General features: G+C 66.6%; 24 protein-coding genes, 1 tRNA gene and 1 pseudogene. 8 read left to right on the forward strand and 18 right to left on the reverse strand.

Annotated elements, in window-relative coordinates; genetic code table 11:
* Positions 1 to 64 precede the first annotated feature (64 nt).
* A complete protein-coding gene (locus QE374_RS13465; RefSeq protein ID WP_309735655.1) occupies positions 65 to 1,153 on the forward strand; it encodes a WxL protein peptidoglycan domain-containing protein in 1,089 nt (362 codons plus the stop codon).
* A gap of 57 nt (positions 1,154 to 1,210) precedes the next feature.
* On the opposite strand, the gene QE374_RS13470 is transcribed toward QE374_RS13465, so the two are convergent.
* The 11 genes from QE374_RS13470 to QE374_RS13520 form a co-directional block, all read right to left on the reverse strand.
* Positions 1,211 to 1,555 (reverse strand): LPXTG cell wall anchor domain-containing protein, encoded by a 345-nt coding sequence (locus QE374_RS13470; protein WP_309735656.1) that lies wholly within the window; start codon positions 1,553 to 1,555, stop codon positions 1,211 to 1,213.
* Entirely contained in the window at positions 1,552 to 2,886 is a 1,335-nt protein-coding gene (locus QE374_RS13475) for a HupE/UreJ family protein (protein ID WP_309735657.1), read from the reverse strand. The genes QE374_RS13470 and QE374_RS13475 overlap by 4 nt, the downstream gene beginning before the upstream one ends.
* Positions 2,887 to 2,956: 70 nt before the next feature.
* Positions 2,957 to 4,801, reverse strand: coding sequence for a Na+/H+ antiporter NhaA (gene nhaA, locus QE374_RS13480; protein ID WP_309735659.1), 1,845 nt, complete (start codon positions 4,799 to 4,801; stop codon positions 2,957 to 2,959).
* Positions 4,802 to 4,927: 126 nt separating this feature from the next.
* Entirely contained in the window at positions 4,928 to 5,212 is a 285-nt protein-coding gene (locus tag QE374_RS13485) for a hypothetical protein (protein ID WP_309735661.1), read from the reverse strand.
* Positions 5,213 to 5,238: 26 nt separating this feature from the next.
* On the reverse strand, positions 5,239 to 5,439 hold the full coding sequence (locus tag QE374_RS13490; protein WP_309735663.1) for a CDGSH iron-sulfur domain-containing protein: 201 nt from the start codon (positions 5,437 to 5,439) through the stop codon (positions 5,239 to 5,241).
* A complete protein-coding gene (locus tag QE374_RS13495) occupies positions 5,436 to 6,467 on the reverse strand; it encodes an iron-containing redox enzyme family protein (RefSeq protein ID WP_396653353.1) in 1,032 nt (343 codons plus the stop codon). The genes QE374_RS13490 and QE374_RS13495 overlap by 4 nt, the downstream gene beginning before the upstream one ends.
* 105 nt (positions 6,468 to 6,572) lie before the next feature.
* A complete protein-coding gene (locus tag QE374_RS13500) occupies positions 6,573 to 7,016 on the reverse strand; it encodes a BLUF domain-containing protein (protein ID WP_309735667.1) in 444 nt (147 codons plus the stop codon).
* Positions 7,017 to 7,029: 13 nt separating this feature from the next.
* The gene (locus QE374_RS13505; RefSeq protein WP_309735669.1) at positions 7,030 to 7,257 is read right to left on the reverse strand and encodes a hypothetical protein; all 228 of its coding nucleotides are present in this window, start codon (positions 7,255 to 7,257) and stop codon (positions 7,030 to 7,032) included.
* Positions 7,254 to 7,448, reverse strand: a complete 195-nt coding sequence (locus QE374_RS13510) for a chemotaxis protein CheY (RefSeq protein ID WP_309735671.1) — start codon at positions 7,446 to 7,448, stop codon at positions 7,254 to 7,256. The genes QE374_RS13505 and QE374_RS13510 overlap by 4 nt, the downstream gene beginning before the upstream one ends.
* Positions 7,449 to 7,577: 129 nt before the next feature.
* Complete coding sequence (locus QE374_RS13515; protein ID WP_234074843.1) at positions 7,578 to 8,219, reverse strand: zinc ribbon domain-containing protein; 642 nt, start codon at positions 8,217 to 8,219, stop codon at positions 7,578 to 7,580.
* Between the two features lie 144 nt (positions 8,220 to 8,363).
* Entirely contained in the window at positions 8,364 to 9,023 is a 660-nt protein-coding gene (locus tag QE374_RS13520) for a DUF1345 domain-containing protein (protein WP_309735675.1), read from the reverse strand.
* A gap of 133 nt (positions 9,024 to 9,156) precedes the next feature.
* On the opposite strand from QE374_RS13520, the gene QE374_RS13525 reads away from it, so the two are divergent.
* Entirely contained in the window at positions 9,157 to 9,528 is a 372-nt protein-coding gene (locus QE374_RS13525; protein ID WP_309735677.1) for a hypothetical protein, read from the forward strand.
* Positions 9,529 to 9,538: 10 nt separating this feature from the next.
* On the opposite strand, the gene QE374_RS13530 is transcribed toward QE374_RS13525, so the two are convergent.
* Positions 9,539 to 10,387 (reverse strand): NAD(P)H-binding protein, encoded by an 849-nt coding sequence (locus QE374_RS13530; protein ID WP_309735678.1) that lies wholly within the window; start codon positions 10,385 to 10,387, stop codon positions 9,539 to 9,541.
* Positions 10,388 to 10,470: 83 nt separating this feature from the next.
* Between QE374_RS13530 and QE374_RS13535 the strand changes: the two genes are divergently transcribed.
* Entirely contained in the window at positions 10,471 to 11,145 is a 675-nt protein-coding gene (locus QE374_RS13535) for a TetR family transcriptional regulator (RefSeq protein ID WP_309735681.1), read from the forward strand.
* 289 nt (positions 11,146 to 11,434) lie between these two features.
* Positions 11,435 to 13,544: pseudogene (locus tag QE374_RS13540) on the forward strand (heavy metal translocating P-type ATPase).
* 19 nt (positions 13,545 to 13,563) lie between these two features.
* Here QE374_RS13540 and QE374_RS13545 read toward each other — a convergent pair.
* The 3 genes from QE374_RS13545 to QE374_RS13555 all read right to left on the reverse strand — a co-directional run bounded on the left by QE374_RS13545 (position 13,564) and on the right by QE374_RS13555 (position 15,408).
* Positions 13,564 to 14,055 carry a YbaK/EbsC family protein gene (locus QE374_RS13545; protein WP_309735683.1) on the reverse strand — a complete coding sequence of 164 codons (492 nt, stop codon included), beginning with the start codon at positions 14,053 to 14,055 and terminating at the stop codon, positions 13,564 to 13,566.
* The gene (locus QE374_RS13550) at positions 14,045 to 14,596 is read right to left on the reverse strand and encodes an XRE family transcriptional regulator (RefSeq protein WP_309735685.1); all 552 of its coding nucleotides are present in this window, start codon (positions 14,594 to 14,596) and stop codon (positions 14,045 to 14,047) included. The genes QE374_RS13545 and QE374_RS13550 overlap by 11 nt, the downstream gene beginning before the upstream one ends.
* Before the next feature lie 173 nt (positions 14,597 to 14,769).
* On the reverse strand, positions 14,770 to 15,408 hold the full coding sequence (locus QE374_RS13555; RefSeq protein ID WP_309735686.1) for a DNA-directed RNA polymerase subunit beta: 639 nt from the start codon (positions 15,406 to 15,408) through the stop codon (positions 14,770 to 14,772).
* Positions 15,409 to 15,497: 89 nt separating this feature from the next.
* Here QE374_RS13555 and QE374_RS13560 point away from each other — a divergent pair.
* Positions 15,498 to 15,573 (forward strand) — tRNA-Lys (locus QE374_RS13560).
* A 317-nt stretch (positions 15,574 to 15,890) separates the two neighbouring features.
* Entirely contained in the window at positions 15,891 to 17,069 is a 1,179-nt protein-coding gene (locus QE374_RS13565) for an IS3 family transposase (RefSeq protein ID WP_309735688.1), read from the forward strand.
* Positions 17,070 to 17,621: 552 nt separating this feature from the next.
* Here the strand turns inward: QE374_RS13565 and QE374_RS13570 are convergent.
* The 3 genes from QE374_RS13570 to QE374_RS13580 form a co-directional block, all read right to left on the reverse strand.
* The gene (locus tag QE374_RS13570) at positions 17,622 to 19,805 is read right to left on the reverse strand and encodes a glycoside hydrolase domain-containing protein (RefSeq protein WP_309735689.1); all 2,184 of its coding nucleotides are present in this window, start codon (positions 19,803 to 19,805) and stop codon (positions 17,622 to 17,624) included.
* A 61-nt stretch (positions 19,806 to 19,866) separates the two neighbouring features.
* Positions 19,867 to 20,889, reverse strand: a complete 1,023-nt coding sequence (locus QE374_RS13575; protein WP_309735691.1) for a hypothetical protein — start codon at positions 20,887 to 20,889, stop codon at positions 19,867 to 19,869.
* A gap of 331 nt (positions 20,890 to 21,220) precedes the next feature.
* Positions 21,221 to 21,511 carry a hypothetical protein gene (locus tag QE374_RS13580; RefSeq protein ID WP_309735693.1) on the reverse strand — a complete coding sequence of 97 codons (291 nt, stop codon included), beginning with the start codon at positions 21,509 to 21,511 and terminating at the stop codon, positions 21,221 to 21,223.
* A gap of 361 nt (positions 21,512 to 21,872) precedes the next feature.
* Between QE374_RS13580 and QE374_RS13585 the strand changes: the two genes are divergently transcribed.
* Together QE374_RS13585 and QE374_RS13590 are read left to right on the forward strand one after the other, a co-directional pair.
* Positions 21,873 to 22,484 carry a hypothetical protein gene (locus QE374_RS13585; RefSeq protein WP_309735695.1) on the forward strand — a complete coding sequence of 204 codons (612 nt, stop codon included), beginning with the start codon at positions 21,873 to 21,875 and terminating at the stop codon, positions 22,482 to 22,484.
* A complete protein-coding gene (locus QE374_RS13590) occupies positions 22,484 to 22,960 on the forward strand; it encodes a hypothetical protein (protein WP_309735696.1) in 477 nt (158 codons plus the stop codon). The genes QE374_RS13585 and QE374_RS13590 overlap by 1 nt, the downstream gene beginning before the upstream one ends.
* The last annotated feature ends 20 nt before the right edge of the window (positions 22,961 to 22,980 follow it).

Here is a 22,980-nt window from a genome sequence, read left to right on the forward strand (position 1 = left end):
GTGGGAGGGGGCACCTGCCCTCTCCCACGGACATCCCCGTTCCGCCACGACCCGAAAGATCTCCGTGAACCCACGCTCGACTCCTCCGCATCCTCGCCTCATCGCGCTGAGTTCCGCGATGCTCGCCGTGCTCGCGGTCCTCGCCTTCGCCGCACCCGCTCAGGCCGCCGAGGGCGATGAGGTCACCTGGACCGTCCGGACCGCCTCCAACAATCTGGGCTCGGAGCGCACGAACTACACGTACACGGTCGATCCGGGCGGGTCCGTCTCGGACGCCGTCACGATCGCGAACCACGGTGACGAGACGCTGGATCTCAAGGTCTACGCCGCCGACGGTTCGACCTCCGACGAGGGCCAGCTGTCGCTGCTCGTCGCGGGGGAGCCGTCCCACGCGATCGGCGCCTGGATCGTGCCGCAGCAGACGACCGTGACGGTGGCGGCCGGTGAGACGGTCACCGTCCCGTTCACCCTCTCCATCCCGGAGGACGCCACACCCGGCGACTACGCAGGCGGCGTGGTCACCTCGCTCAGCGCGCCGGACGCGCAGAACGGCGTCACCGTCGATCGCCGACTGGGGATCCGCGTCAACCTGCGGGTCGGTGGCGAACTCGCGCCGTCCCTGGCGGTCGAGAACATGTCTGTCGCCTGGAACGGCGGCCTCAACCCCTTCGCCGGTGGTGACGCCACCGTGACCTACACCCTGCACAACACCGGTAACGCCGCGATCGCAGCCCAGCCGGCGGCGCGCGTCAGCGGAGTCTTCGGCCTCTTCGGGACGGATGCCGCGGCTGCGCAGGACGTGCCGGTGCTCCTTCCGGGAGAGTCGTGGACCCAGACCGTCTCTGTTCCGGGCGTTCCCCCCGTGTTCGCTCTCATCGCCGGCGTCGACGTGGTGCCCGTCGTGACCGATGCGTCCGGCTCGACGACTCCGCTCGAAACGGTGACGGGGCAGGCGATCGGCGCCGCCGTTCCGTGGACGCTGCTCGTGATCGTCCTGCTGGTGGCGGTCGCGGTGTTCCTGCTGCTGCGCTCGCGCCGCCGGCGTGGCCAAGCCGCGCAGCAGCGCGCCGATGCCCGGGTGGAGGATGCGGTCGCCCGCGCTCTCGCCGAAGAGCGCGCCAAGGCCGCAGCCGGGACCGCACCGCTCGACTGAGTGCCCACGACGGAGCGCCCCCGGAGAGATCCGGGGGCGCTCCGTCGTGGGCGGCGCTCAGGCGCGGCGGCGGCGCGCGAGGAGGGCGGCGCCCACGCTCGTGACGGCCAACCCGCCGAGCAGCCAGGGGAGAAGTCGCTGCAGGTCGTCGCCCGTCGCGGGCAGCGCGCCGGTGGGCACCTGTGGTGCCGTGGCGGTCGGGGAGGGGGATGCGGCCACGGCATGCTCGGGGATGTCGACGGTGATCACCATGGTCCCGCCCGTCGTCGCACCCGCATCCGGGTCGTCGTCTGCGGCGTGGGCGACCGAGGCTCCCGTGCCCAGGAGGAGCGTCGCGACGGTCACGGCGACGGAGGCTCGTCCCAGCCGCGACGTCCGGGCGCGCTGCCGGGACGCGGTCACCGTCCCACCTCGATCCGTCCAGAGGATGCGGTGGTGCGCGTGAAGTACCAGAGCGCCGCGACCAGGGCCACCAGCAGGAGGTACGACACGAGGGGGTAGCTCGCGATCCCGGTGAACACCGGCTGCAGCACCGAGTCCTGGTCGGTCAGGATGCCGCCGATCCATGCGGCGGCGGCCAGGATCGCGGCGATGGCCACCGAGGTGCGGAAGCCGCCGAACGCGCGCGCGTGGGAGAGCCAGATGAGCAGCGGGAGCACGAGCACCGCGGCGATGAGCTGTGCGAGCTCCACCCCGACGTTGAAGCCGATGATGGCGACGAGGGTCTCGCCGAATCCGAGGTTGAGCTCGAGGATCGTCGTGGCGAACGCCGTGCCGTGCACGAGCCCGAACACTCCCGCGATGAGCAGCTCCCCTCGCGGCAGCAGCGGCTTCAGCGCGTGCGCGGCGGCGACGGCGATGGAGAGGGCGACGAGGATCTCCACCGGCTTCTCGGGGAAGGAGATGAGCCCGAGCGACACGAGCGCGAGCGTGATCAGATGCCCGAGGGTGAACGCGGTGATCGTCAGCGCCGCCCTGCCCACGGTCTTCTTGACGGGGATCGGCTGCTGCCAGCGCCAGCCTCGCCGCGCCCGCGTGGCGAGCGAGGGGGCGACGATCAGCAACGTCGTGAGGAACAGCAGGTGATCGGTGCCCTCGGCGATGTGCAGCATCCCGAGGCGGATGACCGCGAGCAGGCCGTGCAGCGGGTCGGTGTCGCTGCGCTCCCACGTGAGGTGCGTGACGCCGGCGCCCAGCACGCCGATGACCTTCGGGTCGCCCTCGGCGATCTGGCCGTCGTCCCAGTCGCTGATCAGCGCGACATAGACCTGATGCGAGGGGACGACATCGATGATGAAGTCGTCGGTGAAATCCAGCGCACCCCGCAGCGGGCGGTCCGCGGTGAAGCGGAGCGTCGTCTCGATCGCATCCTCGTCGTTGACCGTCGCGAAGGTCGGCTTCTCGAGCACGGAGGCGGTCAGTGCGCCCTGCTCGTCGGAGATGTGTACGCGGTGGAGCAAGAACGTCATCAGATTGTCGGAGATCGCGTCGAGCTCCGACTGCTCGGTGGCGATGTCGTAGCCCGTGGCCGCCACGAAGCCGGCCTTCTGGATCTGCATCTTCACATCGACCGCATCCTGCCGGACCGTGAGGAACACGCCGGTCGATCCCGTGGGATGCGCCGCCGCGCGCTGCGTGGGCAGGAGAACGAGGACGAGGACCAGCATGAGGGCCGCGACTGCGATGGCCGCCAGGCGGTTCTCCCGCGCGCGACGCATGACGGTGATAGGCACACGCGCACCCTAGGGGCGGCGGGCAAACGGCTGTCGAACGCGCGGCAACCGCACGGAGCCGGGGATCGACCTACGGGTGCGGCTCGATGACCCGACCGCGGGAGGCCTCGAGGGCGCGGATGAGGGAGGCCGAGTCCCAGGGGCCGACATGGCGTATCCCGCCGATGAAGAACGTGGGCGTCGAGTGCAGATCCATGAGTTCCGCGTCGAAGCGGTCGTCCTGGATGTGGCGCAGCACAGCGGGGGAGCGCAGATCGTCGGCGAAGCGATCGGTGTCCAGGCCCAGCTCGTCCGCGTAGCGGATCAGGTCCGAGAGCTCCAGCTGGTCCTGATGGGCGAACATCTTGCGCGTCATCTCGTAGAAGTGGCCCTGCGCCGCCGCAGCCTCCGATGCCTGCGCCGCCTGCTGCGCATGCGGATGCGGAGCGTCGAGCGGCAGGTGTCGCCATACCCACCGCACCTGGTCGCCCAGCGCCGCGAACACCTCGTCGATGGAGCCGGTCGCGCGGCCGCAGAATGGGCACTCGAAGTCGCCGTACTCGACGATCGTGAGCGGCGCGTCCTTCGGCCCTTTGATGTGGTCGCGCGAAGGGTCGACGGGCCGGTTCAGGTACTTGCCCACGGCCACCGGCGGACGCACCCGGTCGCCGACCGAGATGATCGCCCATCCTGCGAGGAAGGCGAGGACGGATGCGGTGAGCACGCCGACGCGGGCGAGATCCTGCGTGTGCGGGTCGTCGATCGCGATGGGCACGAGGAAGAGCGCGATCGTGAACCCGATGCCCGACAGCGCTCCGCCGCCGGCGATCCGCGTCATCCCGAGACCGGGGGCGAGAACACCCTTGCCCGCCGCGCGCAGCAGCCAGGTCGCTCCTGTGATGCCGACGAACTTGCCCGCTACGAGCGCGACGATGATGCCCCACGTCAACGGCGAGGTGAAGGCCTCCTTCAGCGTCGCCGGGTCGAGGTGCACGCCCGCGTTCGCCAGGGCGAACAGGGGCAGCACGCCGAAGGAGATGTAGGGGCGCCATCCCGCATCCACGCGTTCGTTGATCGAGAGCGAGTCGCGGACGCTGCGCTGCACCGCGGCCGCATAGACGGTGTTGGGCGACTCGCGGAAGGCGCGGGTGAGCTCCGCCGTGCGTTCGACGTCGCTGCGCCGAGGTGGGAAGACCGGGATGAGGAGCGCGATGGCGACGCCGGCGAGGGTCGCGTGCACGCCCGAGAGAAGCACGACGATCCAGAGGGCGATGCCCAGGGCCGCGTAGGAGAAGCCGCGGCCGTAGGGCAGGAATCGCACGAGGGCGATCAGTCCCATGAGGACTGCGGCCACGACGAGGGCCACGAGGTTGAGGCTGTCGGAGTAGAAGACCCCGATGACCAGCAGCGCCCCGATGTCGTCGACGACGGCGAGGGTCAGCAGGAACGCGCGCAGGCGCGCGGGGAACTTGGGGCCGATGATGGCGAGGGCTCCCAGCAGGAACGCCGTGTCGGTGGAGATCACGACGCCCCATGCGTGCGTCTGGTCGGTGCCGAGGGTGAAGAGGATGAAGATCGCCGCGGGGACCACGAGGCCCGCGACCGCCGCCGCGATGGGAAGCGTGGCACGAGCCCGGTCGGTGAGCTCGCCGATGGTCAGCTCGCGCTTGACCTCGAGGCCGACGAGGAAGAAGAAGAGCGTCATCAGCCCGTCGTTGACGAGCGCGTGGAGGTTCGAGTCGATCTGCACATCGCCCACGGCGATCGTGATCGGCGTCTCCCAGAAGTGCTCGTAGCCGGCGCCCCAGGGGCTGTTCGCCCAGATGATGGCGAGCGCGGTGGCGATCAGCATCAGGGCTGCCGACAGGCGGTCCGGGGCGATCGGGCGGCGCTTCTTCTTGGCGGGGCCGCTGCGGTGCAGTTCGACGCTGGTCATCGGGCTCCTCCCGGTCGCGGATGCGGGACCACGGGCGAATGCCCAGGAGGAAGTCTGCCGCATCCGGGGCCGGCCGGGGCGGGCGAGAGGGGCCCCGCCTGCCCCACCCTGCGGCGTCGCTCCTGATCAGCGCTGCATCGGACGCCAGGACTCCAGGAATGCCGAGACCGTGAGCGTCTCCATCTCCAGCTCGATCTTGCCCAACAGATGCGACGCCATGCTGGCGTCGGTGGGGATGCGGAGCACGAGTGCCTGGGTGTCGAGCCGGCGGACCTCGACGTCGTACATGTTGAGTACGCCGGAACCGAGCAGGGCATCGAGCCCCGCGCGTAGCCAGTTCGAGGGTCGCGGCACGAGCGCCGCGCTCAGATAGTCGGCAGCGACCTCGTCGTCGGCGGGTGCGGTGTCCATGCCCCCATCCTCTCGCGGCGGACGGGTCACTCGTCCGTGCGGAAGCCTGCCGCCTTGTGCGTGCCGTCGCAGAACGGTTTGATGCTCGACAGTCCGCAGCGGCACAGCGCGACCGTGCGGCGACGGCGCTCGACGGCATTGCCGGCCGCATCGACGATCCGCGCCGCACCTCGCACGAGCAGCGGACCGTCGGGATACGCGGTGATGGTCACGGGCTCATCGCTCATGCGGCACCGCCACGCAGCGAGGAGACGCCGTTCGTGAACGCGTCGTGCATGTGCTGCGCGACCCAGCCGTCGACGGCCAGGCATGCGGCGGCGCCGAACATGATGTCGGCGAGCAGGTCGGGCCGGTCCTCCGCGAGGGCGCCTGCGAGGTCGCGGCCCGCGATCTGCTCGTGCACGGCGTCGGCCTCGACGTGCTCGTCGAAGTAGTCGGTCACGTCGTCGCCGTAGCCGAGCCGGCGCAGGCCGTCGCCGTAGAGACGATTGGGGATCGACGACGTCATCTCGAAGGCGGCAAGGTGGCCCACGATGGCGCCGAGCAGGCGACGGTTCAGCCCGAACATCGACATCGCGTTGTGCGAGGCCAGGGTCACGGCGGGGACGTCGTCGACGTACGCGCCGTAGCGGTCGTCGAGGCCGGCCGCGCGGATGGTGTGCGCGAAGATCTCGGCGTGCACGCGGTCGGGGCGGCCTCCGCCGTACTCGTCGGACTGGATCTCCACGAGCGCAGCCTTCGCGCGCCCGCGTAGCCGGGGGATCGCCCACGAGTGCGGGTCGGCCTCGCGCAGTGTGTAGATCGTGCGCTGGATGAGGAACTCGCGCGCCTGCTCGTCGGTCGCCTTGCGGGCGAGGTAGCGGGAAAGGCTCGGGCCGTCGTCATCGGAGGTCAGCGCGAAGAGCGCCTGTGCGACGTCGGCCGCGTCGGGGGCAGGAAGGGCGGGTACGGAGACCTCTCGACGCAAGGCGGCTTCGAACGTCGACTCGAGGAGCTGCCGGACGGTGAGGAGTTCCGCATCCCACTCCAGCGTCGCGTCGAGGCCGTCGAGCGAGCCGTAGGCGTTCGCATAGAGGCAGAAGAGCGCGAGTTGGATGTCGTCGTCGCGGACGACGTCCGTCGTCATCGAGAGGGCTTTTGCGGTCAGTGCGGCCAGATCCCCGTCTCCGGCAGCGGCGGCGAGGCGCAGTGCGACGGCCTCGCTCAGCGGGCCGCGGGCGGCGAAGGGCAGGCCGGGCAGCGTCGCCCGGGGCATGGCGGTCAGTGACACGAGTGCTCCGATCGTTCGGGGGAACGTCTGCATCTCACCCGTTCCCGCGCTGAGGCGAAGGGGGCTTGACACATCGGAGCGTGCGGCGCGTCAGTCCCCCCGATGCCGGCTGCGCACCCGGAACCACAGGGTGAGCTCCCCGATCGCCCGCAGCACGTTGTCCGGGTCGTCCTCGTCGCCGAGGTCGTCGAACGTGTCCCTGAAGCCGTCGGGGGCGGGATGCGAGGGCGGCGAGATGGGTTCGTACCCCATGCTCCACTCCGAGAACCGTCGCTCGCCGATCTCCTCATCCCGGACGATCCGCACATCGCCGTGCCGCGGGTCGGCCTGGATGACCCGCATCAGCTCGCGCACCGCCGCATCCGGGCCCTCGAGGATCTGGATGAAGTGTCCCGCTCGGTAGAGAAGCATGCCGGTGATCCCGCGGCGAGCGTTCGACTCCCGGCTGATGGAGAGCAGTTGCTCCAGGTCGGGGTCGGTGAAGGGGGCGCGCGCGTGACTGGTGTAGACGACGGAGATCAACGGGTCGGTCACGGTGGGGGCTCCTTCAGCGCCGGACGGGATGCGGGCGCGGCGGCTGCGCGGTGAGCGCGCTCATCGCGTGGGTGATCACGGTGAAGCGCCCCGCGGGGCGCGAGTGCATGTCGAAGGCGGCGAACACGCCGTCGTTCTGTCGCTCGATGTAGCCCAGGAACTCGCCCCACCTGCTTCCGACGTGGAAGCCGTCCTCGACGCGCGCCCAGACGACGCCCGCGGCGTTCGGATCCGTCGTCATGATGCGGCCCCTCCGTTCTGACGATGCGCCGCGCAGATCGCCTCGATGGCCTCTCGGTGGGAGCTGTGCAGGTACAGGGAGCGGTAGCTCAGAGAGAAGCTGTCGGGGGTGATGGCGTCGGTGTAGTACACGACGATGGCGCTGTCGAGCCCGAGCAGCCGCTGCACCTCCGTGTTCACGCGCTCAGGCACGCTCGCGCCGCTCGTCGATCGAGGCGGCGGACGTCGGGGTACGTGCCGTCATGTCACGAACGTACGCGATGGGGTCCGCCGGCTGGTGGGGCTTGCGCAGCAGGGCGGGATCGCTTCGCCGACCTGGTGTCAGGCGATGAGGCTCGTTCCGCATTCCGCGCAGAAGCGGGACGTGCCCGGGTTCTCCGCGCGGCAACCCCCGCACACGCGGACGCTCACCAGCGAAGCCCCGCACTCCCCGCAGAACTTGCCGCCGTGCGACTGCGCGCCGCACGAAGGGCAGCGCGGCTGAGCCTGACGGCCGAGGTCGACGCCGCCGACCAGGTCCACTGTCTCCAGCCGCTGACGCATCTGCTGGCGCCGAGCCTCGGCCTGCAGCTGCGCGAGCTCCTCGGTGAGGGCGGGGGAGCAGCGCACGCACTGGCCGACCTGGTCGTTCCAGCACACGTCGCCGCATACCCAGTCGCTGCAACCGCGGCACTGGTGGAATCGTGGGCCGATCTCCGCGGTGGCGGCGCGCAGCGCCTCGTCCTTCGCGGGGGAGTTGGTGCTGCGGTCCAGCAGGTTCTCCGCCATCGAGGTGAACTGCGACAGCTGGCCGCCGAAGAGGTTGCCGAGACCGCGGGCGATCTTCTGTCCGGCTGCTCGCGGGTCGCGACGGAACGCCGAGCGGTAGCCGTTGCCGCAGCGCTCGCAGCGGAACTCGAACTGATAGCCGTCGGCGTTGGAGAGGTCGCTGAAGTTGTCGGTGAACGGCACGTGTTCAGACATGTCACTCCTGAGGAGAGTCGGTCGGGTCCGAGGGGGAATCGGATGCCTCGTGCCGGTGCGCCCGTGCGCGATCTGCGTCCTGATCAGACGATAACACCGTGGATTCGGGGTCCAGAACCGCTGTGGATTGCCGCATCCGATCGATCAGTGGGCGAGGCTCGAGACGAGGTTGATCGTCGCCGCGACGACCACGACGCCGAGCAGGAACGACAGGAGCGCGTGGCGAAGGGCCTCGCGCCGGATGGTGCTGCTGGTGATTGTGGTGTCCGACACCTGGTAGGTCATGCCGAGCGTGAAGGCAAGGTAGGCGAAGTCTCGATAGGCGGGGGGATCGGGCTGATTGAAGTCGATGCCGCCGTGCTGCGCGTAGTAGAGCGCCGCGTAGCGGAGGCTGAAGAGCACGTGGATGAGGAACCATGACGCGGCCACCGTGACGACCGCGATGCCGGCGAGTTCGAGCCGGGCCGAGTTCGAGCTCACGGTGCCCGCCTCCACCAGCACGAGCGCGATGGCGCCGAAGCTCGCGAGGCTGGCCAGCACGAGCAGGGTCTGCGCGGTCGTCCGGGTCGGGTCCTCGCGGGTCGCGTGCTGCTCGGTCTGGGTGGCATCCAGACGCAGGATGCCGAGCCACACCCACAGTGAGAAGGTGCCGGCCCCCGCGATCCAGCCGATGGCGGGTGCGTAGATCCATGAGGCCGTCAGTCCCACGGCGACGGTGACGATGACGAACACACCGAACAGGACCGTGACCCGCCAGCCGGCGCGGTGGCGGCGCGCGGAGAAGTCCGTGGCCGGGGTGCTCACGGGCGGACCGTTCGCTCTTGCATACCCGGATCGTACGGCGTGCGAGGGGTGGGTTGCCCTGTGCATTGCCGTGACGCGCGGGTCGCGCCACACTGAACTCGATGCGGTGCATCAGCCGGAACGGGGGGGAGAGGTGAGAGACGAGGACGCTCTTGCGACACACGAGGTGCTGGCTGGGTGGGGAATCCAGAACGATGATGCCGGGGGCGTCTCCGAGCCGTTGGAGCAGGCGACGACCGACGGGCGCTCCCGCCTGGTCGCGCGAGTACTGCTCATCGTCGCTGGCCTTGCCGGCATCGCAGGCGGGTTCGTCATCGCCGGGCAGGGGGCGGCCTATCTCTTGGCTCAGACGGCTCTCTTTCCCTGGCTGATCCGACTCGGGCCCGAGTACCTCGACGTCATGGTCCCCTCGGTGCTCATTCTCGTCGGCGGTGCGCTGCTCGCGTTCGTGGGGTTCGGTGTGATCATGGTGTCCTTCCATCTAGGGCGGACCCGCCACCGCTGACGCCGCGGCGTCAGCGGTGCTCCCCTTCGAACAGGTGCTTGTTGTCTTCGACCCATCGGTGGAACGTGCGAGACGGCTTGCCGGTGATGCGCGTGTACTCGTCGGACAGCGCGGGACGGGCGCCGACCGCCTCGCGCCAGTCCTTGATGATCTGGCGCACCCAGACCTCCGGAACATGACGTGAGAGCATCGCTGCCGACTCCGCTTCCGTCTGCTCGGTCACCGAGAGCGGCCGTCCGATGACGTCGCCGATGATCTCGATCTGCTCGCGCAGCGTGAGGCGCTCGGGGCCGCTGAGCGACGGCGCCTGCCCGATCAGAGTGTCCGAGGTCATGGCGACCACAGCGACATCGGCGATGTCCTGTTCGTGGATGGGGGCCTGCACCGCATCCGGGTAGGGGAGCGGGACCGCACCGTCGCTCTTGATGCTCCAGCTCCACCGCGCCGCATTGCTGGCGAACCCGCCGGGTCGGAGGAACGTGTAGGCGAGTCCCGACTCTTCCACCGCTCGCTCGACACGAAGGAAGCGGCCGCCATTGAAGTCCTCTGCCGCCCCCGGCAGTGTGACGGCGCTGGATGACAGCAACACGACATGCTGGACGCCGGCGGCGGCAAGTGCGTTCAGCAGTGGCTTCGGTGCAGCGAGGTCTGCGTAGAGGAACACCCGATCGACGTCCGCGAGAGCGTCGGCGAAGGATGCGGGATCGTCGAGGTCCGCGGCGAAGGTCGGCACGGAGACGGGCAGAGTCAGCTTCTCGGGTGAACGACTGGTGGCATGAACCTCCGCTCCGCGCTCGAGGAGGCCTTCGACCACCGCACCGCCCACGGCGCCGCTCGCACCCACCACCAGAACCGACATCACGTACTCCTCTCGATAACGAACGATGTTCGCGAACAGTATTCGTTACGAACGACGTTCGTGTCAACTGATACGCTCGGCGCATGGATTCGACAGGCGATGGGCGAACCCGCCGCGGCAGATCCGCCAAGGCTCCCCTGTCTCGGCAGGCGATTCTGGATGCGGCGAAGGAACTGGTGCGCGATCACGGGGTCGACGAGCTGACCCTTCGACGGGTCGCGGATCGCGTCGAGACGGGGCCCGCATCCCTGTATGCGTACTTCGCCAACCGTGACGTGCTGCTCGAACACCTTCTCGACGCGGCCTACAGCGAGGTGGAGCTCGTCGAGATCGCCGGCGACGGCTGGAAGCATGCGCTCGCCGCCACGATCGGCAACACCATCGACGCCCTTGGCCGCTACCCCGGACTCGGAGCCGTCGCGCTCGGGACCATTCCGACGCTGCCGGGTGCGCTGCGGCTCGCAGAGCACGAGCTGGCTCTCATGGATGCGGGGGGTGTGTCGGACGAGCGCGCCGCGTTGGCGGTCGATCTCATCGCCCAGTTCGCCGCATCCACCGCCGTCGAACGAGCTGTGCGTCACGAGGATTCTCGCGGTGCTGCGCAGCGCGGACGCGTACGGGCGGCGTACCAGCAGGCTGATTCCGAACGGTTCCCCCGGGTCGCGCGATCCGCCGCGTTGCTGACCGGTCCGGGGGAGGAGGCTCGCCGGGCCTTCGCGATCGACCTCATCGTGAACGGGATCGAGCGCTCCGAATGAGTGCGCGTGCGACGCGGGTGGTATGACTCGTCCGCGATGACCGATTGGGACCGTGGAGCGCTCTCTCACTGTCGAGCAGTCTTTGGGTGTCGGCCCAGAGTCGCGCCTACCGACGCGGACCGTTGTCGGACACCCTTGGCGTGATGGCTCTCGTCCCCGGGCTGTCCATCAGTCGCCCGTCCTTGCGTCCAAGGGTGACCGCCAGGGCGGTCATCAGTGCCGCGCGGCCCTAGGATACCCCAGGGGGGTATCCTGAACCCGCGGGCGCCGTCCGCGGAGGGAGGGCAGGATGTCGCACGAGCACATGCCGCATCGCACCGAAGCGGCACGTCACGAAACCGAGGTGCACGATCAGCACGCCGGTATGACGCACGGCGGGCACGCGCATGGTGGGCACGCAGGTCACGGTGACCATGTCACTCGATTCCGTCGGCTCTTCTGGGTGATGCTCGTGATCGCGGTGCCGGTGGTCGCCTTCTCGGGCATGTTCTCGATGCTGCTCGGCTATCCGCTTCCCGACGGCGCCTGGGTCGGATGGGTCTCCCCACTGCTGGGTGCGGTCATGTACTTCTGGGGCGGATGGCCGTTCCTCACCGGCGCGGTGTCCGGAGGTGCGAGCGCTCCGACCAGGGATGATGCTGCTGATCGCACTCGCCATCACGGTCGCGTTCGTCGCATCACTCGGTGCGAGCCTCGGGCTCCTCGATCACGAGCTCGACTTCTGGTGGGAACTGGCGCTTCTGATCGTCATCATGTTGCTCGGCCACTGGATCGAGATGCGCTCACTTGCGCAGACGACGTCGGCCCTCGACTCCCTGGCGGCCTTGCTGCCGGACGAGGCTGAGGTCGTCGACGGCGATGACACACGAACGGTCGCCCCCTCCGACCTCCGGGTCGGCGACGTCGTCGTGGTGCGCCCCGGCGGACGCGTTCCGGCCGATGGTCGCGTCGTCGCCGGCTCGGCCAGCATGGACGAATCGATGATCACGGGGGAATCTCGCACAGTACCCCGCGCCGAGGGCGCGGCGGTGGTGGCCGGAACCATCGCGACCGACTCGTCGATCCGGGTCCAGATCACTGCGGTCGGCGACGGTACGGCTCTCGCCGGTATCCAGCGTCTCGTCGCCCAAGCACAGAACTCGTCGTCGCGGGCTCAGCGGATCGCGGATCGGGCCGCGGCATGGCTGTTCTGGTTCGCGCTCGGCGCTGCGGTCGTGACGGCTGTCGTGTGGAGCCTGGTCGGGCTGCCCGATGAGGCGGTGGTGCGGACGATCACGGTTCTCGTCATCGCCTGCCCGCATGCGCTCGGGCTCGCCATCCCGCTCGTCGTCTCGATCGCGACGGAGCGCGCGGCCCGCGGTGGCGTCCTGATCAAGGACCGCCTCGCGCTCGAGCGGATGCGCGTCGTCGACACCGTGCTGTTCGACAAGACCGGCACGCTGACGAAGGGCGAGCCCACCGTGACCGGCATCGAGAGCACAGGGCACCTGACCCGCGACGACGTGCTCGCCCTCGCGGCCGCTGCGGAGTCCGAATCCGAGCATCCGATCGCCCGTGCCATCGTCGCTTCAGCCCGCGAACGTGGCGCACGCATCCCGAGCGCTTCGGATGTCAGCTCCTCTCCGGCCGTCGGCGTCTCGGCGACGGTCGACGGGAGGACGATCAGGGTCGGTGGACCGAATCTTCTGACCGAAGAGGACGCGCGGGAGTTGCCTGTCGCCGATGTCTGGCGAGAGGAAGGCGCCATCATCCTGCACGTGCTCGCCGATGGGGACGTGATCGGCGCGTTGCGCCTCGCTGACGCCGTGCGTGCGGAATCTCGTCAGGCGATCGATGCGCTGCACGCGCTGCGGCGCGAGGTCGTGATGATCACGGGCGACGCGGAGGCCGTGGCGAACTCCGTGGCCAGGGAGCTCGGCATCGATCGCGTCTTCGCGGGCGTCCGTCCTGAGGACAAGGGTGACAGGGTGAGAGAGCTCCAGTCCGAGGGGCGGGTCGTCGCGATGGTCGGCGATGGCGTCAACGATGCGCCCGCTCTCGCGCAGGCCGACGTCGGCATCGCGATCGGTGCCGGGACCGACGTGGCGATCGCCTCGGCCGGGGTGATCCTGGCCGGTTCTGATCCGCGTTCGGTGCTGTCCGTCATCCAGCTCTCTCGTGCGTCCTACCGGAAGATGACGCAGAACCTCTGGTGGGCGGCGGGGTACAACCTGCTGTCGGTGCCGTTGGCGGCGGGGGTGCTGGCGCCTCTGGGATTCGTGCTTCCGATGTCGGTCGGAGCGATCCTGATGTCGGCGTCGACCGTCGTGGTGGCGGTCAACGCGCAGCTCCTGCGCCGTCTGGATCTGCGGCCGGAGACGAGTGTGCGCGAGATACTCGGCGAGGCCGCCCGGGCCTAGCGCCGAGCATGCTCGCCGATCAGTCCGTCGCCACCCGCACCGGCGACCCGCCGGTCAGCGCTGCGAGCTGCTCGAACGTCAGCGGCATGACCGTGTGCGGCGTGCCGCCCGCTGCCCAGATCGTCTCGTAGTCGCTCAGAGCCGTGTCGATCACGGTTCGGATCGGTGCGGGATGTCCCACCGGCGCCACGCCGCCGATGGCTTGGCCGGTGATCGCGCGAACCTGCTTCGCCGAAGCCATGACGATCGTCGCGGCCTCCAGCTGAGCCGCCAGGATGTCGGTGTCGACGCGATGCCGACCGCTGGTCATCACCAGCACCGGTTCGTCGTCGGCCAGGAACAGGAGGCTGCTCGCGATCGCTCCGACCACGCATCCGAGTGCGGCAGCGGCGTCGGCGGCGGTGCGGGTCGAATCGGGGAGTTCGCGCACCCGCGAGGCGATCCCCGCATCCGCCAGGTGCTGCTGGACGATCCGGCTCCGTTCGGGCAGGTTCTGCTGGTCATCGGTCATGGGTGAGATGTCCTTCCTCGGAGCCGGTGTGTGATGGATAGTGCATGAGCAGGATCACGTCGGCGGTGTCGTCGAGTGCCTGGAACCGATGTGGCACATCCCCCGAGTAGCGGAGGCTCTCGCCGACGCCCAGCTCCTGCTCGCCACCTCTCGGCCCGACGCGGACTCGCCCGCGGATGACGGTGACCGTCTCCTCGATGCCGTGAGCGTGCGCGGCGGACTCCTGGCGATCGGGCATGAGAGTGGCACGGTAGGCCTCGACCAGGGTCGCGCCCACCGTCCATCTGCCGAGCAGCGTCGCGGATACGGAGGCGCCGGTCACCGGCTGAGCGTCGGCCCCGCTGCCGGAGACGAGGGCGCCCAGGGGTGCGTCGAGTGCGGTCGTCAGGGCGAACAGGGTGTCGAGGCGTGCACCTCGGCGATCGTTCTCCAGCTCGGAGATCGTGCCCTTGCCGATCCCGCTCACGCGAGCGAGCGAGGAGAGCGACATGCCGCGGTCCTCGCGGAGCCGTCGCAGGCGCGTGCCCACCGAGTCGTCCATGTCTCACCACCGTTCTGAAAACAGAACGATACGGGTGCGCTGCGACCCGCCGCAACTTCGGGGGCGCTGGGTCGGTTGCGTCTCCGCCCCCGCGAGACTGCATCTCCTGCACGAGATCACGGGTAAACACCGTGATCTCGTGCTCGAAACGCAGTCTCGCGGTGAAGGAGGGGTCAGGTGAGGTTGTCGCGACGCCAGAGCGAGGCGGATGCGGTGAGGTCCTCCGCGTAGGTGGTCAGACGAAGGGCCCGCGTGGTGAAGGAGGAAGCCCGCTCCGGCTCGCTCGTCTCGTAGTCGTCGGCGAGCTGCACCGCGCCCGCCGCCGTCACGCGGCAGAACGCTGCGGCACGCTCGAGAGCGACGGCGAAGTCGCCCTCGAAGAGCCCGCGCAGGATCATGTCGATCAGCGCCACCAGTTCCTCGGGGCCTGCCGGCGCCGGCGCGCCCGCGACCAGGTCGTCGATCGATGAGAGGGCAGTGCGGCCACGCTCGTACAGGAGCGCCGCGGTGCGCGGGTCGTCGTGGATCATCGCCTGGAGCAGGTAGAGGCGCCAGAGCGCGCCCGGCAGTGAGCGCGCAGGTGCACGCGACCACAACTCGGCGACGTCGTCGATGCCGTGCTCGGTCGCGAACGACACCAAGCGGTCGACGACCTCCGCATCCGGATCCGCGCGAACGCGGGCGAGGAGAGCGGCGGCCGTCGAGTGCGCGATGCGCGACACTTCGGCGGGATCGTCGCCCGAGAACAGGCGGTCGAACAGTTCGGCGGGACGCCGAATGGGCTTGTGGAAGGGCCGCTGCTCGTCAGTCATCCCCTCAAGGGTACCCGCGCTCCGTGCGCGACCGACGGGCAGCGGATGCGGCGAACAGAGCTCTTTCGAAACAGTAGGCTGGAGGTCACGGGCCTCTAGCTCAGTCGGTAGAGCATCGGACTTTTAATCCGCGGGTCGTGGGTTCGAGCCCCACGGGGCCCACCACATCCGCACTATTCGAACAAACGACCTGAAGATAAAGGTCGCTTGCTGTTTCATCGAGAGCGTCAGCCGTTTGGCTGGCGCTCTTCACTTTGTCCGCCTTGTACTCCGCTGCAGCCCTCTCGAGCCGCGCGACGGGCTCGTGCAGTTCTCCATGAGCCACGACACCGCCCTCTTCATCGTCGATGTGGAGCGACGGCCACATGGCATCCACGATCATTGGAGCCTGACCCGGTTTCCCGGACGGTTTGGTCTTGCCTCGGTTTCCCGGAACGATTGGTTGAGAGGATGTGGCTGCTTCTGAGAGGAGAAGTAGTCGTATGCCGAGACCGTATCCGTCCGAGTTCCGTGAGCGCGCGCTCGAGCTGGTGAGATCGGGGCGCACCGTCGTCGACGTCGCCGCGACGCTGGGCATCGCGCAATCCTGCCTTTACCGCTGGAAGCAGCAAGACCTTGTCGACCGCGGCGTGAAACCCGCGTCTGGTCGTGCACCGTCGGCTGAGCTGGCTGCCGCGAACCGGCGCATCCGCGAGCTGGAGGAAGAGAATAAGATCCTCCGCAAAGCGGCCGCGGCGGTAGAGCAGGTGGTGCCCCCAAAAGACCGGTTCCGTCTCGTGGACGAACTCCACACTGACGGAGTCCGAATCCGGAAAGCGTGCTTCGCACTCGGTGTCTCGACGTCGGGCTACTACGAGTGGAAGTCCCGCGCACCCTCACCACGGTCGATCCGGCACGCGTGCCTGACCGACCTGATCGGGCAGATCCACGAAGCGTCCTACGGCACCTACGGGCGGATGCGGGTGCGCGCGGAACTGCAACGCTCCCACGAGATCACAGTCAGCCAGAACACGGTCGCCCTGCTGATGCGGCGATCTGGGCTGGTCGGGCTCCCGTTACGTCGCCGCTCCAAGCGCGTCCCGCGTCAGGTCACCGTCACCGACCTCGTTCGCCGTCGCTTCCACGCAGACGGGCCGAACCGGCTCTGGGTGACCGACATCACGGAGCATCCGACGCGAGAAGGGAAGCTCTACTGCTGCGTCGTTCTCGACGTGTTCAGCCGACGCGTCGTGGGATGGGCGATCGACACCACGCAACGAGCAGAGCTCGCGACGAACGCGCTCGGAATGGCGATCGACTCCCGCCGGCCGGAACCGGGAACCATCATCCACGGGGATCACGGCACGCAATTCACCTCGTGGGCATTCACCTCGCGCGCCCGAAACGCGGGCCTCCTGCCCTCGCTCGGCACGGTCGGCGACCCGTACGACAACGCCGTGGTCGAGTCGTTCTGGGCACGCATGCAAGTCGAACTCCTCAACCGCCGCCGATGGTCCACCAAGGTCGAACTCGCCAACGCGATCTTCGAGTACATCGAGGGCTTCCACAACCGACGACGCCGACACGGATCGCTCGGCTGGGCCACCCCACTAGAGTTCGAGAACAGACACCAACAACAGGCCGCCACTCCTCAGCTGCAGTTCCGGGAAACCGGGTCATGACCAGGTGTGCTCGTGAACGAAGTCACGGACGCCGAGATGCGGCACCGTGTGGCCCCAACAGTCAACGCCTCTGTCAGCCCCAACGGGAACGGGCTTACGAGTCGAAGGCGATAACCGAAGTGCGCCGTCATGCGTCTGCGTTAGCCACACGATGCCGCGGACGCCGACATCTGGAACAACTGCCCCGCCCAGAACAGCTCGTTAAGCGCGACTGCAACCGCGCTCTGAGCCAGAAGCACAGCAAAGGACATCCACACGCCATTGAGCCGACGCACTCTACGCGTCGCCCCAATGAAAATCAGAGGCACGAAGGCTACGAAATATGCCAGGACAAGAGGCACAGCCCCCAGCAGTAGCCCGGTTCCGGCTCCCGACGATCCCGCCACGCGTGACTTACACGCGTCGGACATCTCTTCGAAGTAGGACGCGCCATACCAGAACCACGCCGCCGTCAGCAAAATGAGACCGATTACTGACCAGCTCCAAAAGATGCTCCGCGCGGTGTCCGAGGTCCAGGTAGTGGAGCCGTTATCGCTGGAAGTGCTTGAGCGGTCATCTGAACGAGTCATGCCACCTGTGAATCTGGTAGTAGAGCTGGGCTCTGTTGCGGCCGTAGAACATGTCTCCGTTGTATCCGTAGCACATGCGAATCACCTGACTGGGCGTCATCTGCCGCAACTCCGACGGGACGAGTCCAGACATCGTGTTTGCGGCATGCATCATTACGAACATCGCTGTCGCGATGTTGTACTCCTCATCGGTGTTGAGTTTCCTCCACACCTCCCACACGTCCTGCCACACGTCTGAGTTGTAGATCGGCTCGCTCAGCAAGCCGTTGTTGACGGCGAACTTGCGTGCCGCGATGGCTGTCCTCGCGAAAACTTGGCACGGTCCGGTCGAGCTGTCATCAGGAGTCGCTGGATCCGCGCTTCCAGTTTGCTCAAGGAGCGCGTAGTGGGTGCGAACTGCAGCATCTGCAGCGTCGTCTAGTGCGTTAATGACCATCGACTCCCATATCAGCGGAGTCATGATCAACGCCTTGTAAACTCCGTACTGTGCCGCGAGCGACGTGATAAATGCATCATGTTGCTCAACTCGCGCCCGCACGGTCGGTTTGTTGAGCAGCATTACTTGTAGTTGAGGCGCCGAATCGGGATACCTCGTGCAAGCGCCGAACCACTGTTCTTCGAAGGCGTTCATACGATTTGAAGGGATCAGTGGGTCGTTACCAACCCCAATCTGGGGAGCAAGCCCGGATACGCCACTGTCTCTTCCCGACACGATGTTCTTGTCGATCTCGACTGCACCGGAACCGCTGCCGACCGTGCGAGTCTGTATCTGGTCGAACGCCCAGTTCTCCGGGAGCCGGTACCCAAGGTTTCCACTGTATCCGGTTGACATATCCGAGACAAAACTGGAAACAGCGAGCCCTGCATTCGATACGCGAGCGCATACATTTCGAGGGCCATAAATGCCAACGCGGTAAACGCTTGAGGATCCGCTAAGGAAATCGCGAATGCCTTGAAAGTATGGAATGACCTTATCCGTTACCTCCCAATCGTACGCATCGTAGTCAACAGAGAAGTACACAATGGAATTGGCTGGGAGGCGGTATGCCCAGGCTGCATTTCCCGCTTCTTCGGCGACTTGCTTACCCCTATCGTAAGTGAAGTGCGAAGGTGTCCCGCCCCCCGTTTGGAACAACGGGAAGATGCGCCCGCCCGCTTGCAGGATTCGCTCCGCCTCTCCCCATTTGAGGCACTTGTCCGGATCATCATCGGGTGTGTTAGTCAAGTAACGACCGAAATGCGTGTACCCCGCACTCCGAAGCGTGCTCAATCGAGCGCTTGTGAGGGTGGTGATACAGTCCGCCCCTGTCCCTGCTCGGTCAGGATCCCCGGTACTGACCAGCAATGAAGCCCAAGTTGCCAAGTTTCCAGTTCCGGAAGAGGGAAGGCCGACGAAGGACTGGAAGTCGCTGACGAGGGCCGCCGTCGACGACGTGAACGAGCCGGAGAACGTCGTGGCGTATCCGTTGATCCTCAAGATGAAGTTGAACCAGTGCACGAAGTACTTGGAGGTATCAGTGGAACCGACCGAGAGATTCGCGTTCGACTGCAGTCCGGACTTCGTGCCTGGGCCGAAGTTTCCGTTGGCGACGCCATCATCCATGTTTAACTCATACTGAAGGGAGAACATGAGCGCTCGATGTATGTCGCGCGTGAAATGACCGTCAGCCGCGACGATGTAGAAGTCTCTGCGTGAGAAGTAGCGGGCGTTCATGGCCCGTTGTCCAGCGCGGATCACGGAGTCGCCACCACTGGTCATAACTGACGCGTCCATGGTTAGCAAGAACTTGAATAGTTTGGGCAGCAGGTCACTTGATCCTGAGCTCAAACCCAGGTCGCCGCGCAGGCTACTAGCCGCTGAACGCGACATCGCGTCCCAGACGCCGGTGAGTGCTCCGTTTCCTGCATTGTAGCCTTTGCAGTACAGAGCGCCCTGAGCGATCTTGACGATGTTCGCGGGGGTGGAGGCAGGGTTCGCGGCGGTAATCGCGCCGAACGAAGTGAGGGCCGCTAGAGTGCCGGCACCAAAGTTGTCTGAGAGAGTAGTGATGCCCAGCTCAGACTGAAGAGCTCGCGTGAGTGCATACATCGTCTGCCAGCCAGATTGGCCGTCGACTGTGATCGTCTGAAAGCCGGCCCTGTTGCCGTAGGTGGTGTTGTACCACAACTGAGTATTCTGAACCCAGGGATCTGCCATTGTGCGTCCTGATCTTCGTGACGATTGTTGCTTATGCAGTCGGGGGTAGCTCGTAGCTACTCAGCTGTTCGCCAGAGGGCGTCACGGGAAAGTCAGAGAGTCTCCCCGTATTGCGCATGTCGTGTCCTCCCTCTGGCGCACTGATGATCATCCGCGGCACGAACTCGAACGTTCGGGGACTGGCGTCGGAGGTGTCGATCTCGAACAAGAGGTCCAGCCCCGTATCCGGTGGAAGCGGTGCGGTAGTTGTGAGGCTGAGATAGCTGATGCCATCGGCAGAAACAACTTCAAACGTCCCAGGCAGCGGCGCCGCGACAGCGTCAACAGCACGTGGGTTCAGCGCTTCGGGAGAGGAGGGGTCGACGAGTACGGGCGCGCTGGGCACATCTGGGTAGGAGACGTCCACCCGAAGGTTGGCAGGGGCATCGAATGGGCCTACGCTCACGAGCGCGACGCGTGCGGGCACGATCCATCCCTCGTGACAGATCCAGCTCACAGAGCCTTCGACGCCCCACGCCAGGCAATCGCTTCCCGTCAATGGATCCGTCCACCGTTCAAGCTCGTTTCGATCTCCATCGCGCAGAACCAACGTTGCGGGCTTCGGGTCCGAAAGGTTCTCGTTCGGATAGGCGTTAAGCGTCTCGACTTGGAACGCGATCTCCAGAACGTCCGGAGTCACCTGCACCTCGACTGCTCCCAAGACCGAACTCTTTGGCAGGAGTTGCCTGACGGTGGAGATGGTGGTCGCGATGACGCTGCGAACTCTGAACAACCTTTGATCCCATGACATGGTGAGCGTCGCTGCGGCGGCCAGTGGCGCGAGCACGTACCGCACAGGGATTCCCGGCACGAAGCGTTGCGTCCAGCTCTGGTTGAACAGGTCGGCTGTTGCAAGCGTCAGGCGATCCGCCAGTGGATCGGTCGCAGTGGTCGGACGTGTGGACGCAGAAGCCGAGGAGCCCCCGCCAAGACTCACGGCAACGCCGGCCGTAACGACGGCTGTACCTTGCAGAAGTGCGCGCCTCGAGATTTGTGCATGTGCAAGACGATCCATATCGATACCCTCCCGATATCCTGCCGACGTTCTCGGTGACGTTGTCGACGTAGCTAAAGGGCCCGAAGTAGACGACCACTCGTACTCACGAACCAATGAGCGTGAGTACGTAGGTCCTCACGGGAGCGCACCGAACAATCCAAAATCCATGCTCGACGATTTGTGAAGTATAAGCCTCTGATCCCTTGTGCATGAATGCATAAGATCTGACCCCCAGAACATCTCTACCGAGAATCCGACGGCCCCGTCTGTAGGCCGTTTGGGGGACACGGCCGGCACTGCGGTGATACATGCCCGGACGAACTTGTGCTTGAGTTCGCGCCAAGATGCGCTATCCACCCATGCCAGGTAGCGCAGCAAAGGACGTCAAGGATCCCGCTCCGGCGCAGGCGGCCTTTGCCGACTCCATCGCCGTCTGGAACGAAGCGTTCTCCGGGCCGACGCCCTCCTTGGCAGCCGCACTCACCGCCGTGATTGCACTGGAAACCTTGGTCTGCCCGACAACTGGATACAGCCAGGCTTCCTGGATCGCTCCCAGGCGCGCCTCATACGAGGCATCGTCAAGCTCACCCGCGTTGTGCTGGAACTCTGTGCGTACGAGCATGCCGTCGAGGGTGCTCAATTCTCCACACTCCCAAGACGCGCTCGGCAGCCCGTCAGCTTCCGGGTTCGGAGCTTGGGCGGTTGTCGGGGAGGGCGCGGGAGCAGACTGTGTCGTAGCTTCCGCGGGCGTGTTACTCGCACATCCAGCTGCGGTGATGACGGTGGCTGCGAGAACACAAGGAATCAACAGAAGCTTACTCAGGCGCTTGGTAGACATCATGCCCCGAACGGTACAGCACGAAGCGACTCGGCGCGCGCACCGAAGCACGAACGTAATCTGAGCGGTTTTCAACTTTTATCCCCGCGTGGTCGATTTTTCTGGCAGGGTGACCTCAAGCCTATTGGGCGACTAATCACATCGATATGGGGGAAACATACGCATGCGAATTCTCAATAGGCGGTCGAGTAGTTCAGGGAACGAACCTGCTGATAAGAGAGGCTCACTTCGTGAGGTCCTCTCATTCTCGATCGCTGCGGTTGTGGGGGTTGGGGCGGGGCTCGGCGCTACAGTAGCGATCGCCGCCGGCGCATCGGCCACGTCCATTCCGGCCGCGCCTGTCCAGGGGAACCTTGTTGCGCAAGCTGACGTCGCCGACGCTTGGACTGCGGCCATCGAGAACTCTGAGCTCGCGCTGCCCGCGGGCGAGGCGTTCCCGACGACGCCTCCGTGGATCTTCTCTACAGACGATGCTGGCGACGACACGTACTACGAGGACACCATGTTCGACCAGGTCGCGCTGCAGTACTGGCGTTGCTCGTGGCTCAAGAGCGAACTGAGCGGCAGCGCGAGTGCGGAGGCTCGATCGGCAACCTCCTCTCGGCTGTCTGCGGCCCTCACGGAGTCGTTCGAGGAACAGCTTCCCGAGGTGTCGAGCTCCGAGTACTCGGAGTACCGGCGCGTGATCGATGACGAAGCGGTCAGTCAAGGCGTCTCGAGTTCCGCACTCGAGTACGCCGACAACTGTGTGCTGTACACCGGAGAGGTGAAGTGATGACCATTCGTTCTCAGATCTCGAAGCTCGCCCGCGTGGCCATTGTCAGTGCGCTGCTCACCACCATGGCGGTGGGCGGCAGCGTTGCGGCAACAGCAGACGAGGTGAACACCAGCGGGACCCAGTCGGGGAAGTCGATCGTGTACTGGGGCGACCCTCGGTACAACAGCCGTCAGGCAAACGGCATGCAGGCGCGGTCGATCTCGACGTCAGGCTGGGGCGGGGCCTGGACGGCCTTCGCAGTGGGCGCTCGCAACGGCAGCTCCAGTGGAGCCACCCAGATCGCGCGGGCCGACCTCACGAACAGCGTCAACCAGGGAATCTGGCGGACCTTCACGAGACCGAACGGAAGCTCGGAGATCCCCCAAGGGAACTTCTGGATCACGACCCGACTCGAGACCCTCTGCATTCAGGGAGTGGATTGCCCCGGAACTCAGCAGGTGACGTTCAGCATCGGCCTGCGCTGGAACCTGTGACGCTCAATCCACACGGCAGC

Source organism: Microbacterium sp. SORGH_AS_0428 (assembly GCF_031453615.1).
GTDB lineage: Bacteria > Actinomycetota > Actinomycetes > Actinomycetales > Microbacteriaceae > Microbacterium.

Excerpts from the sequence above, each read along its gene's own strand:
- nhaA (WP_309735659.1), bottom strand. The coding sequence starts at position 4,801 with ATGACCAGCGTCGAACTGCACCGCAGCGGCCCCGCCAAGAAGAAGCGC.
- QE374_RS13485 (WP_309735661.1), bottom strand. The coding sequence starts at position 5,212 with ATGGACACCGCACCCGCCGACGACGAGGTCGCTGCCGACTATCTGAGC.
- QE374_RS13490 (WP_309735663.1), bottom strand. The coding sequence starts at position 5,439 with ATGAGCGATGAGCCCGTGACCATCACCGCGTATCCCGACGGTCCGCTG.
- QE374_RS13495 (WP_396653353.1), bottom strand. The coding sequence starts at position 6,467 with ATGCCCCGGGCGACGCTGCCCGGCCTGCCCTTCGCCGCCCGCGGCCCG.
- QE374_RS13505 (WP_309735669.1), bottom strand. The coding sequence starts at position 7,257 with ATGACGACGGATCCGAACGCCGCGGGCGTCGTCTGGGCGCGCGTCGAG.
- QE374_RS13515 (WP_234074843.1), bottom strand. The coding sequence starts at position 8,219 with ATGTCTGAACACGTGCCGTTCACCGACAACTTCAGCGACCTCTCCAAC.
- QE374_RS13530 (WP_309735678.1), bottom strand. The coding sequence starts at position 10,387 with ATGTCGGTTCTGGTGGTGGGTGCGAGCGGCGCCGTGGGCGGTGCGGTG.
- QE374_RS13535 (WP_309735681.1), top strand. The coding sequence starts at position 10,471 with ATGGATTCGACAGGCGATGGGCGAACCCGCCGCGGCAGATCCGCCAAG.
- QE374_RS13545 (WP_309735683.1), bottom strand. The coding sequence starts at position 14,055 with ATGACCGATGACCAGCAGAACCTGCCCGAACGGAGCCGGATCGTCCAG.
- QE374_RS13550 (WP_309735685.1), bottom strand. The coding sequence starts at position 14,596 with ATGGACGACTCGGTGGGCACGCGCCTGCGACGGCTCCGCGAGGACCGC.
- QE374_RS13555 (WP_309735686.1), bottom strand. The coding sequence starts at position 15,408 with ATGACTGACGAGCAGCGGCCCTTCCACAAGCCCATTCGGCGTCCCGCC.
- QE374_RS13565 (WP_309735688.1), top strand. The coding sequence starts at position 15,891 with ATGCCGAGACCGTATCCGTCCGAGTTCCGTGAGCGCGCGCTCGAGCTG.
- QE374_RS13575 (WP_309735691.1), bottom strand. The coding sequence starts at position 20,889 with ATGGATCGTCTTGCACATGCACAAATCTCGAGGCGCGCACTTCTGCAA.
- QE374_RS13585 (WP_309735695.1), top strand. The coding sequence starts at position 21,873 with ATGCGAATTCTCAATAGGCGGTCGAGTAGTTCAGGGAACGAACCTGCT.
- QE374_RS13590 (WP_309735696.1), top strand. The coding sequence starts at position 22,484 with ATGACCATTCGTTCTCAGATCTCGAAGCTCGCCCGCGTGGCCATTGTC.